The sequence below is a fragment of the Lentzea aerocolonigenes genome, assembly GCF_000955955.1.
In the GTDB taxonomy this organism is placed as follows: Bacteria; Actinomycetota; Actinomycetes; order Mycobacteriales; family Pseudonocardiaceae; genus Lentzea; species Lentzea aerocolonigenes_A.
Window position 1 is genome coordinate 1 of record NZ_JYJG01000040.1, and the last position, 11879, is coordinate 11879.

Sequence of the window (11879 nt, forward strand, 5' to 3'; positions counted from 1 at the left end):
CTGGCGTTCGACGGCGCCCCAGAGCAGGCCGCGGAAGATGATCTCCTCGCAGATCGGCCCGATGAAGCTCATGTAGAGGAACATCGTGATGGCGGCCGACAGCGGCAGGTTGGCGTCGGTGAACAGCTCGCCGACGGCGCTCGTGGCGTTCTCCTCGCCGACGATGCTGGCCCACAGCTTGGCCGCGAGCAGGGTCAGGACGAGCCCGCCGAGGCCGATCTTGAGGCCGGTGGCGATGTCCTCCTTCGTCATGCTCAGGCGCAGGTCCTTGACCGGGCCGTTGCCGCGGACGTACGTGATGCCGATGGCGAGCCCGGCCGCGAGGACGATCGGCACGAGCGACCCGATCAGCACGAGCGATGTCGAGTTCTCGAGGTCCGCGCCTAAACTCTTGCCCACGGCCGTGATGAACACGGCGCTCAGGATGAAGACGGCCTCCACCAGGATGAAGGCGCCGAACCCCCAGCGCTGGCCCACGCGCTCCGGCTCCGGGTTGCGGCTGATGTCCCGCACGCTCTCGATGAAGCCCCGGTTCGGCTTCGGGGACTCCGGCTCACTCACGCTCTGCAATCTAGTCACGCCGCGGCTACCTGCGGATGGACAGCCTGCAGTGGCACCCTCATCATCGGCTCACCTCGCGATCGACGGCTTCTGAAGCACCGATGCTCGACCGGGGCCTCGCGATACGAGTGGAGTGGGGACGCGATCAGCCGCCCCGAATCCGAGGTTAGCGTGCTGCACCGACGGAAACCTGGCCAAGCATCTGGCCAAAAGATGGTCAGATCGGGTCCCCGCCGGATGTCCTTCTCCTGGTGAACGGATCGGCGGACAGAGGCTGCGACTAAACCTCGGCGGTGCGCCTGTGTTGAGGTACGCGCGCATGGTGACGCCACCGCACATGCGACCAGCCGGGCACCTCAGCGGCGCAGAGCGGTCTCCTGCTCCATGTGCGAGAGCTTCGCCGGGTTGCGCACCGCGTACAGGCCGCTGATCAGCCCGTTGTCGAGGCGTAGGGCGATGACGGTGTCGAGTTCGCCGTCGAACCTGACGATCAGCGCGGGGTGGCCGTTGGCGCTGGCCGGCTCCATCGTCCAGCCGGTGAACCTGAGCATGCCGCCGAGGATCATGCGGGCGACCTTGTCCGAACCGAGCACCGGGCGCGGCACTGCCTGCTTCACGCCGCCGCCGTCGCCGAGGAACACGACGTCCGGGGCGAGCAGGTCGAGGAGTGCCTGCAGGTCTCCGGTTTCGACCGCGTGCTGGAACGCGGACAGGGCCTCGCGGACAACACCGGGTGGCGTCGTGCCTCGCGGGCGGCGGGCGGCCACGTGGGAGCGGGCCCGGTGGGCGATCTGGCGGACCGCGGCGGGGTTCTTGTCCACCGCGAGCGAGATCTCGTCGTAGTCCAGGTCGAAGACCTCGCGCAGCACGAACACCGCGCGTTCGGTCGGGGTCAGGGTTTCCAGGACGAGCATCATCGCCATCGACACGCTGTCGGCCAGTTCGACGTCCTCGGCGACGTCCGGGGTGGTCAGCAGCGGTTCGGGGAGCCACGAGCCGACGTAGGACTCCTTGCGGCGGCTCAACGTCCGCAGCCTCGACAACGCCTGGCGCGTGACGATGCGGACGAGGTAGGCGCGGTGGTTCTCGACGACGGCCTGGTCGACGCCGGACCACTTGAGCCACGTCTCCTGCAGCACGTCCTCGGCGTCGGCCGCGGAGCCGAGCATCTCGTAGGCGATCGTGAAGAGCAGGTTGCGGTGGCTGACGAACGTGTCGGTGGCGGCGTCCATGGACACAAGACACCAGACGGCCCGCCTTTGTGACAGTGGGCTGGATCACAGTCACAAAGGCCGACGGACCGGCATCTCGTGGTCGTCAAGCAAGTCCACGAGGGAGGAAAAGTCATGGAACCGCGCATCAACCTCTTCGCCACCGCGACCGGCACCAAGCTCGCGAAGCGGTTCGCCGGGCTCAACACCGTGCTGCACCAGTCGACGCTGCCGAAGACCGTGATCGAACTGGTCAGCCTGCGCGCCAGCCAGCTCAACGGGTGCGGCTTCTGCCTCGACATGCACGTCAAGGAGGCCATCGCGGCCGGTGAGGACCCGTTGCGGCTGCACCTGGTTGCCGGGTGGCGCGAGACGACCGTGTTCACCGAGGCGGAGCAGGCCGCGCTGGCGTTCGCCGAGGAAGGCACCGAGAACGTGAGCGTCAGCGACGAGACGTGGGCGAACGTCGGCAAGCACTTCGACGACGAGGAGATCGCCGCGCTGGTGTGCCTGATCGGGCTCATCAACGCGGCCAACCGGATGGCCGTGATCACGCACCAGAAGGGCGGCTCGTACGAGGTCGGCGCCATGGCCGGCCTCGAGAGCTAGTGGATCCTGCCCCTGAGCATGATCATGCGCGGCGACCGCAGGACGTCGAGGTTCAGGCGAGGATCCTCGTCGTAGACCACGATGTCCGCGGCCGCGCCTTCCACCAGCGACGGGAAACCGAGCCACGAGCGGGCGTTCCACGAGGCCGCGCCGATGGCGTCGGTCGCGCTCATGCCCACGCCGTGCAAGGAAACGATCTCGTCGACGATGCGGCCGTGCTGGATGCCACCGCCCGCGTCGGTGCCCGCGTAGACCGGCACGCCCGCCTCGATCGCCGACGACACGGTGGCCGAGACGCGGGCGTGCAGCGAGCGCATGTGATCGGCGTACGCGGGGTACTTGCCCGCCTTGTCCGCGATGCCCGGGAACGTCTCGATGTTGATCAACGTCGGCACCAGCGCGGTGCCCCGTGACGCCATCAGCGAGATCGTGTCCTCGGTCAGGCCGGTGCCGTGCTCGATGCAGTCGATGCCCGCGTTGATCAGGCCGGGCAACGCGTCCTCGCCGAACACGTGGGCGGTCACGCGGGCACCGGCGTCGTGCGCGACCTTGATCGCCTGAGCCAGTTCGTCGTCCGTCCACAGTGGAGCGAGATCTCCGACACCGCGGTCGATCCAGTCGCCGACGAGCTTCACCCAGCCGTCGCCGTACGCGACCTGCTCGGCAACGGCTGATGGCAGATCCGACTCGATCTCCACGCCGATGTACGGGTTGTAGCGCTTCGGCCGGGCGATGTGCCGGCCCGATCGGATGATTCGCGGCAGGTCGAGGCGCTCCTGCAACGGCGTGGTGTCGATCGGCGAGCCGCAGTCGCGAATCAGCAACGTGCCCGCGTCGCGGTCCGTGATCGCCTGCTCGACGGCCTCGGACAGCTCCACCCCGCCCTGCGAACCCAGGCCGACGTGGCAGTGCGCGTCGACCAGGCCCGGAACCAGGAACCCGCCGTCGACCACGGTCTGCGCGCCCGGCACCGGCCGGGTGCGCACGCGGCCGTTGACGACCCACAGGTCTCGCGGCTCTCCGTCGGGGAGGACGACGCCGCGCAGGTGCATGGTCACTTCTTCTTGTCGTCGCCGTCGAACTTGAACTTCGACGGGTCGAAGCCGGGCGGGAGCTCGTTCATGCCGCCGCCGAGGTCCGGCAGCTTCGGCATCCCGCCGGGAGGCATCCCCGGCATTCCACCAGGCATGCCGCCGGGGAACATCCCCGGGAAGCCGCCCTTGATCTTGGGAGGCGTCGGGCCGCGTCCGCCCTTGCCCTTCTTCCCCTTCTTGCCCTTGCGGTTCTTGCTGCCGCCACCGCCGCCGAAGCCCATCCGGCCGGCCATCGACGCCATCATCTTGCGAGCCTCGAAGAACCTGTTGACCAGGTCGTTGACGTCGCTGACCTTCACGCCCGAACCGTTGGCGATGCGCAGCCGGCGGGACGCGTTGATCATCTTGGGGTCGTCGCGCTCGGCCGGCGTCATGCCGCGGATGATCGCCTGGATGCGGTCGAGGTGCTTCTCGTCCAGCATCGCGAGCTGGTCCTTCATCTGACCGGCACCGGGGAGCATGCCGAGCAGGTTCGCGATCGGGCCCATCTTGCGGATGGCGAGCATCTGCTCCAGGAAGTCCTCGAGCGTGAGCTGGCCGGTGTGCAGCTTCGCGGCGGCCTTCTCGGCCTGCTCCTGGTCGAAGTGCTGCTCGGCCTGCTCGATCAGCGTGAGGACGTCACCCATGCCGAGGATGCGCGAGGCCATCCGGTCCGGGTGGAAGACGTCGAAGTCCTCGAGCTTCTCGCCGTTGGACGCGAAGAGGATCGGCTGGCCGGTGACCTCGCGGACCGACAGCGCGGCACCACCGCGGGCGTCGCCGTCGAGCTTCGTCAGCACCACACCGGTGAAGCCGACACCCTCGGCGAACGCCGTGGCCGTGTTGACCGCGTCCTGACCGACCATGGCGTCGACCACGAACAGGACCTCGTCCGGGTTGACCGCGGCCCGGATGTCGATGGCCTGCTTCATCATCTCTTCGTCGACACCCAGCCGGCCGGCCGTGTCGACGAGGACGATGTCGTGCTGCTTCGCCCTGGCTTCCTCGACACCTCGGCGCGACACCGCCACCGGGTCGCCGACGCCGTTGCCGGGCTCGGGAGCGAACACGGGCACACCCGCGCGCTCACCGACGACCTGGAGCTGCGTGACGGCGTTCGGGCGCTGCAGGTCGGCCGCGACGAGCAGCGGCGTGTGCCCCTGCCCCTTCAGCCACCTGGCGAGCTTGCCCGCGAGCGTCGTCTTACCGGCACCCTGCAGACCCGCCAGCATGATCACCGACGGCGGGTTCTTCGCGAGGTTCAGCCGCCGCGTCTCGCCGCCGAGGACGTTGACGAGCTCCTCGTTGACGATCTTCACGACCTGCTGCGCCGGGTTCAGCGCCTGGTGGACCTCGGAGCCCTTGGCCCGCTCCTTCACCTTGGCGATGAAGTTGCGCACAACGGGCAGCGCGACGTCGGCCTCGAGCAGGGCGACCCTGATCTCGCGGGCGGTCGCGTCGATGTCGGCGTCGCTGAGCCGGCCCTTGCCGCGAAGGCCCTGGAGAACCGTGGTCAGCCGGTCGGAAAGCGTGGAGAACACGTCGTCCAGACTAGCTAACCGCGCCTTCACCCGATCCCGTGGCTCGCAAGCGCCTCCAGGAGCACCGGCTCGCGGCGCCCGACCGGAGCAGTGGAGATCTGCGCGAACTGCAGCCCCGCCGCCACCGCCGCCCCGTCCGACACCGGGTCGTCGCCCACGTACAAGCACTCGGACGGATCAACGTCCAGCCGCACGCAAGCCGCCTCGAAGGCACGCCGAGAAGGCTTCGACACCCCGATCTCGAACGACAGCGCGAAGGCGTCCACGGCCAACGACTCGCGCGAGAACACCGACCTGATGTCCCACGAGATGTTCGACAACACCCCGATCTTCAACGGCCTGGCGACTCTCAAAGCCTCAGCAGCATCCGGGTAGGGCAGCCAGAACGCCGGATCGTGCAGGCGCTGGAACAGGGAGTCCGGCATCGTGAGACCGGCCAGGCGGAACAGGGTCCAGTAGGCCGACCGGTTGGCCAGCGGCGTCAGATCACGGGCCTCCCACACCGCGCGCTCGGCTGCGTTCATGCGAGCCACGTAGGGAGCCGGCGCGCGCAGCACGGAAAGGTGCGGCGGCGAGAGCCAGCGCGAAGCCGGACGCCCGAACAGGGTGCCTGCGAAGTCGAAGAGCACGGCCTTGATCACGACACCATGATGCGCAGACCACCCGAGGTTCCCGCACGGGTGAGCAGCGTCACGCCGCTGAAACCGAACGGCACCCAGCCCGACTCGAACTGGGCGCGCATCGACGTGCCACGCCGGACGTGCCGCTCGAACGCGTGAGTGCGGACGACGCGGCGGCGGGCTATCTGGCCGTCCAGGGCCTGCGCTGCCGAGGCGTCCAGCCACAGGAAGTGGCGGGAACGTCCCGACAGCAGGCCCGCGAGAACGAGCATGAAACGCGTGCCCGGACGGGTGGACGGCTCGTGCACCACCAGCAGTCCGGCACAGAAGAGCGCTGACCAGAACACCCGCAGCCGGTGCGTGAGGTGCACGAGGACGCGCCAGTACTTGTACGGCAGCCGCACGCGCGGTTCGAGCCACATGCGGACCTGGTCGGAGTCGAGCACGGTGACCGGTTCGTCCGCGTCGAGGCGGGTGAGCAGCGTCGTCTTGCCCGCGCCGGGGATGCCGGCGAGGACGACGAGCGAGCGCGGCTTCACTCGGACGGCGGTGGTCTGCGTGTTCAACACGGCGGTCATGTCCTAGAAGACGTGTTGACCTTCCTTCTCGTTCAGTTTGGTCCGAATTCTGGTGAAATGCACAGGTTTCAGCGCCACACGACCGCTCGCCAAGTACCATCTGCGAACCCTGCGATGCCGATGACCTGGCCGTTCTCCGTCAGGCCCGACACGGAACTGCGGTTCGAACCGGCGAGCACGGGCAACGCCGTCTGCACCCCGGCGGCGTTCCACGTCACCGCCCACGAACCTGCTGTGCCCGCCACCACACCGGCGTTGTTGATCTTGGTCGCCGCCGACGGAGCCGGGGCGAGCGGTTGCGCGGTGGTGAACTCGGACGCCGCCCAGCGGACCGCCTGCGAACCGGAGACGCCGACTGCCCAGCCGTTGTCGGAGATGTCACGCGGACTGGTGCCCGCTCCCAGCAAGGAGCGCCGGCGGCCGAGCCACAGCACGCCTTCACCACCGGTGGTGCCCACGGCGTCAGCGGCCTCGTTGTGGCCGGACAACATCGCGCCGTGGTTGTCGTACACGTACAACCCGCTGGACCACCGCGCCGGCTGGTCACCGGAGTAGCCGATCACTGTGCCGGACGACGTGAGGTAGCGGCCGGAACCCTCACCGAGATCGGTGGCGACTCCGGCGCTGTCCCAGACGACCGCGTGCGACACACCGTTGATCACCGCGCTGCCGGTGACCGAACCCGAGTCGTTGACGTCGTAGGCAACACCGCTCACCGCGCCCGGCGTCGTCAGCACCGTCAGCGAGCCGCTGAAGTCCCAGCGCGCCGGTTGTGTGTGGTTGGCCGAGTCGACCGCGTAGCCCACGACGACGCGCTGGCTGTTGATCGCCGCGGCCCAGGAGTCGGAACCGAGGTCGTCCAGCTTCTTGATCGCGGCACCCGGATCCCAGCGAACCGCGTGCTGTGCGTTGGCGGCGCTCGTCGAAACCCCTGCGACGGCGCCACCTTCGTTGATGTCCTGCGGGGTGCTGCGCACGTCACCCGGCAACGTGCCGAGGTCCTCCACGCCCACCGCGGCATGCGCGACAGGCACGGAGAAGGTGACAACAGCGGCCACGACGCAGGCCAATGACAGTGTGTTCTTCACGATGCATACCCCCAGCTTCGCGAATCCCTTACCTGCCACCGTGCCGGGCGTGGCCGCCGTTGTCCAGCAAGCTGTCTCGTTGTCAGCGCCAGAGAACCGCCTGCGGGAACCCGCCGCCGTGCACGATGCCCGCGGTCAGGACGGATCGGATCTGCGCACTGAGGCCCTCCCACGCCTGTTGGCGCACAAGGGGAAACGCCGGCCGGAGCGTCCGGCGGTGTGATTGCACGGTGCCTCCCCCAGCGCCGCGAATGATCACCGCCAGCCTGCCCCGGCCGGGTCAACCCGTCCAGAAAGTGTTCCACCCCTCGAGGACGCTTTCCGAACACCACGAAGACTGCCGGGTTCAGGAAGGGGAAAGGAGCGTGAGCACCCCCGAGTGGTTGTGCGTAGAGCTACTCAACTGCTACTTGGCCGCGTCGAGAACCGCCCGTTCGATCCGCTTCCGATCCAGGTCCGTCGCCGTGATGCTGAACGAGTCCACGACCGTCGCCCCCAGCGTGGACACACGCGCCCACTGCACGTCGACCCCGCACTGCTCCAACGCCCCGGCAACGCGGTGCAGCAACCCGATCCGGTCGGCCGCACGCAGCTCCAGCACCACCGCGCCGGTCGCCTCGTCGTCGAACCACAGCACCTTCGCGGGCGGCGGGTCGAGCGGCGGGCCGCCGTAGTCGCGTTCCTTCGCGGCGAGCTTGTCGGCCAACGGCAACGAGCCCTCGATCGCCCGCGCCAGCTGTTCGCGCAGCAGCGAGGCGTCCGGCAGCGAGCCGAACCGCGGCGACACCGTGAACGCGTCCACCGTCGCGCCACCGTGCGAGCGCAACGTCGCCGCGTGCACCTCCAGCGAGTTCAACGCCAGCACTCCCGCGGCCTTGGACAGCATGCCCGGCCGGTCCGGGGCGAGCACCGTCACGACCGCAGCGTGGTCCTGCTTCTCCAGCAGCACGTCCGGTTTCCCCGACGCCGCAACACGTTCCGCCATCGCCACGTGCGCAGGGTCGAGCGGTTCCGGTTTGGGCAACGCCTCCCCGGCCATCGCCTTGCGGCAGCGCGCGACCAGATCGGCCATCAACGCGGCCTTCCAGTCCGTCCACACACCCGGCCCGGTGGCGATGGAGTCCGACTCGGCCAGCGCGTACAGCAGTTCCAGCAGAACCGCGTCGCCACCGAGCGTCTCCACAACGCGGTGCACGGTCGCCTCGTCCTCGACGTCACGCCGTGTCGCGGTGTGCGGCAACAGAAGATGGTGCCGGACCATCGCGGACAACGTCTCCACGTCCTGCGGCCACAACCCGATCCGCTCACCGATCTGGGTCGCCAGAGCAGCGCCCACTTCGGAGTGGTCCTGCTGCCGTCCCTTGCCGATGTCGTGGATCAACGCACCGAGCAGCAACAGGTCGGGCCGCGCCACCGTGGTCACCAGCCGAGCCGCGTGCGCGACGGTCTGGACGAGATGCCGGTCGACCGTCCACATGTGCGCGGCGTCGCGCGGCGGCAGATCCCGGACAGCGCCCCACTCGGGGAACAACCGGCCCCACAGACCCGTGCGGTCCAACGCTTCCACGACGTCGACGAGCCCGCTGCCGCTGCCGAGCAACGCCAGCAGCTCCTCGCGGGCCTCGCGCGGCCACGGCTGCCGCAGCTCCGGCGCCGAGTCAGCGAGCCGCGTCAACGTTCCAGAGGCGATCGGGTGCTTCGAGCGCGCCGCCGCCGTGGCCACGCGCAACAACAACGCGGGATCACGGCTGGGAATCGCGTCACGGGCCAAAGACACCTCGGACCCGTGCAGCACAACGCCTTCGTCCAACGGCCGGCGCGGCGGCTGTCCACGCAGGAACGCCCCGAGCCCGCGTTTGGGCGCGGCAGCCCGAGCCGCCCGCGTCGCCACGTCGAACGCGTAGACGACCGTCCGTGCGGCAGAGGAAAGCGAACGGGCCAACGCAAACCGGTCGGTCAGACCGAGAGCGGCGGCCACCTCGTCACCGTCCTGCGCCCGCAGCACGTCACGAGGCTTGCGCGCGACACGGCGAAGTTCGGTGCGCACGTCCAGCAACAGCTTGCGCGCCTCGCCGACGTCAGCCGAAGGCCGATCCACGAGCTGCGCCAGCGAAAGCGCGTCCAGAATGGTCAGGTCGCGCAACCCGCCGCGCCCGTGCTTCAGGTCGGGTTCGACGCGATGGGCGATCTCGCCGCTGCGGGCCCAGCGCTTCTGCGACGACTCGGCGATCTCGTCCAGCCGGTTCCGGACGTTGCCGCGCCACGCCTGCTTCGCACCGTCCGCGAGCTTGACCGTGACCTCGGGGTCACCCGCGATGTGCCGGATGTCCAGCAGTCCCAGCGCGGTCCGCAGATCACCGGCGGCGACCCGGAGAGCCTCACCGACCGTGCGAACCGAGTGGTCGAGCCCGATGCCGGAGTTCCACAGCGGGTACCAGAGCTTCTCGGCGACCTCGTCGATGTTCTTGACGCCGTTGTGCACCAGCACCAGGTCGAGGTCGGAGTAGGGCACGAGCTCGCGCCGCCCCAGCCCACCGACCGCCACGAGCGCGATACCCGTTCCGGATATCCCCGCTCCCCCCGCGTGTTTGGTCAACCAGAACTCGTGCAGGTCCACGAGTGCTTCGCGCAGAGGTTCGGCGGCCAAGCGACGACGACCTGGCACGAGCAGCCTTTCGCGTGCTCGCACCAGGTCGTCAGCCGTGACGACGGCCGTTTCGTTGTTCTCCACGGGCCGTCTCCCCAAAACTAGTTAAAGCGCATCCGATCCACGTTCTCCCGTGCGGACACGGACAACTGTGTCGACCGGAGTCACCCAGACCTTGCCGTCGCCGATCTTGCCGGTGCGGGCGGCCTCGACCACCGCTTCCAGCACCTTGTCGACCTGGTTGTCGTCGATGACGACCTCGATCTTGATCTTGGGCACGAAGTCGACGGAGTACTCGGCGCCCCGGTAGACCTCGGTGTGGCCCTTCTGGCGGCCGTAGCCCTGGACCTCGCTGACGGTCATGCCCAGCACCCCGAGCTGTTCCAGGGAGCTCTTCACGTCGTCGAGCGTGAACGGCTTGATGATCGCGGTGACCAGCTTCATTTCTTGTTGCTCCCCTCGAGAACCGCGGTCGCGCCCGCGGTCACACTGCCCTTGTTCGCACCGCGAGCGCTGGAGAACGCGCCGAACTCGTAGGCCGACTCGGCGTGCTCCGCCTCGTCGATACCCGCGACCTCGGCCTCTTCGTCGACGCGGAAGCCGACCGTCTTGTTCACCACGAACGCGATGACGAACGTGAGGACGAACGAGAAGGCGAGCACCGCGAAGGCCGCGATCGCCTGCTTGCCCAGGAGGCTGAAGCCGCCGCCGTAGAACAGGCCGTCCGCGCCGGCCGAGTTGACGCTGGTGGTGCCGAAGAAGCCGATCAGCAGCGTACCGACGAGGCCGCCGACCAGGTGGACACCGACGACGTCGAGCGAGTCGTCGTAGCCGAAGCGGAACTTGAGGCCGACCGCGAGGCTGCACAGCGCACCGGCGATGACACCGATCGCGATGGCACCGAGCGGGCTGACGAACGCACAGGCGGGCGTGATCGCGACGAGGCCGGCGACCGCACCGGACGCGGCACCGAGGGTGGTCGGCTTGCCGTCGCGGAACTGCTCGACGAGCAGCCAGCCGAGCACGGCGGCGGCGGTGGCCACGGTGGTCGTGGCGAACGCGACGGCGGCGGTCTCGTTGGCACCGAGCGCCGAACCGGCGTTGAAGCCGTACCAGCCGAACCACAGCAGAGCGGCACCGAGCAGCACGAACGGCAGGTTGTGCGGCCGCATCGGCTCCTTCGGCCAGCCCCGGCGCTTGCCGAGCACCAGCGCGACCGCGAGACCCGCGGCACCGGCGTTGATGTGGACCGCGGTACCACCGGCGAAGTCGAGGGCCTTCAGGTTGTTCGCGATCCAGCCACCGACGACGGAACCGTCAGCGCTCGAGAAGGCGAACACCCAGTGCGCGACCGGGAAGTACACGATCGTGACCCAGAGGCCGATGAACAGCGTCCAGCCCCAGAACTTGGCGCGGTCCGCGATCGCTCCGGAGATCAGGGCGGGCGTGATGATCGCGAACATCAGCTGGAACATCACGAACGCCATCGTCGGGAACTGGTGGTCCGCCGGACCGCTCAGCGTGCCGAGCACGCCCTTCAACCCGATGAAGTCGAAGTTGCCCAGAAGACCGGCACCGAGGTCGTTGCCGAACGCCAGGCTGTAGCCGTAGAGCACCCAGAGGACGCTGACCACGGCCAGGGAAATGAAGCTCATCATGAGCATGTTCAGGACGCTCTTGGAACGGACCATGCCTCCGTAGAAGAAGGCGAGGCCCGGCGTCATGAGCATGACCAGCGCCGCGCTGATCAACACCCAGGCCGTGTCACCTGTGTTCACTTGGACCTCCACTGCACGTCGGTTGCAGGGAGCATCGGGACGTCCTGTTTCACGCGCTTACGTGGAACGTTTCGCGGAGGTGAACTGTCGGGCGCACCTTGTTACGTCCGCGTTTCGCGGGGTTCACGGTCTCGATTCAGCCACCTCACGGCCGCGAACCGGTGACGAGGAGT

Annotated in this window: 11 protein-coding genes; 1 reads left to right on the plus strand and 10 read right to left on the minus strand. The window is 68.5% G+C overall.

Features of this window, described 5'->3' with window-relative positions:
* Both UK23_RS07020 and UK23_RS07025 read right to left on the minus strand, forming a co-directional pair.
* Positions 1-561: CPBP family intramembrane glutamic endopeptidase (locus UK23_RS07020; RefSeq protein WP_052684440.1), on the minus strand; the 561-nt coding region annotated here is incomplete at its 3' end.
* A 356-nt stretch (positions 562-917) separates the two neighbouring features.
* Positions 918-1793, minus strand: a complete 876-nt coding sequence (locus tag UK23_RS07025) for an RNA polymerase sigma-70 factor (protein ID WP_082114470.1) — start codon at positions 1791-1793, stop codon at positions 918-920.
* Between the two features lie 114 nt (positions 1794-1907).
* Between UK23_RS07025 and UK23_RS07030 the strand changes: the two genes are divergently transcribed.
* Positions 1908-2381: a carboxymuconolactone decarboxylase family protein gene (locus tag UK23_RS07030; protein ID WP_045310568.1), complete on the plus strand. Its 474-nt coding sequence runs from the start codon at positions 1908-1910 to the stop codon at positions 2379-2381.
* Here UK23_RS07030 and UK23_RS07035 read toward each other — a convergent pair.
* From UK23_RS07035 to UK23_RS07070, 8 genes are all read right to left on the minus strand, one after another.
* Entirely contained in the window at positions 2378-3433 is a 1056-nt protein-coding gene (locus UK23_RS07035) for an amidohydrolase family protein (protein ID WP_045310569.1), read from the minus strand. The genes UK23_RS07030 and UK23_RS07035 overlap by 4 nt on opposite strands.
* Before the next feature lie 2 nt (positions 3434-3435).
* Complete coding sequence (gene ffh, locus UK23_RS07040; protein WP_045310570.1) at positions 3436-4995, minus strand: signal recognition particle protein; 1560 nt, start codon at positions 4993-4995, stop codon at positions 3436-3438.
* 26 nt (positions 4996-5021) lie between these two features.
* On the minus strand, positions 5022-5636 hold the full coding sequence (locus UK23_RS07045) for an HAD family hydrolase (protein ID WP_045310571.1): 615 nt from the start codon (positions 5634-5636) through the stop codon (positions 5022-5024).
* On the minus strand, positions 5633-6193 hold the full coding sequence (locus UK23_RS07050) for an AAA family ATPase (protein WP_045310572.1): 561 nt from the start codon (positions 6191-6193) through the stop codon (positions 5633-5635). Before UK23_RS07050 ends, UK23_RS07045 begins: the two co-directional genes overlap by 4 nt.
* A gap of 68 nt (positions 6194-6261) precedes the next feature.
* Positions 6262-7281 (minus strand): hypothetical protein, encoded by a 1020-nt coding sequence (locus UK23_RS07055; RefSeq protein ID WP_045310573.1) that lies wholly within the window; start codon positions 7279-7281, stop codon positions 6262-6264.
* A 406-nt stretch (positions 7282-7687) separates the two neighbouring features.
* Positions 7688-10012, minus strand: coding sequence for a [protein-PII] uridylyltransferase (locus tag UK23_RS07060; protein ID WP_045310574.1), 2325 nt, complete (start codon positions 10010-10012; stop codon positions 7688-7690).
* A 21-nt stretch (positions 10013-10033) separates the two neighbouring features.
* On the minus strand, positions 10034-10372 hold the full coding sequence (locus tag UK23_RS07065; protein WP_045310575.1) for a P-II family nitrogen regulator: 339 nt from the start codon (positions 10370-10372) through the stop codon (positions 10034-10036).
* A complete protein-coding gene (locus tag UK23_RS07070) occupies positions 10369-11658 on the minus strand; it encodes an ammonium transporter (protein ID WP_419503871.1) in 1290 nt (429 codons plus the stop codon). The genes UK23_RS07065 and UK23_RS07070 overlap by 4 nt, the downstream gene beginning before the upstream one ends.
* Positions 11659-11879 lie beyond the last annotated feature (221 nt).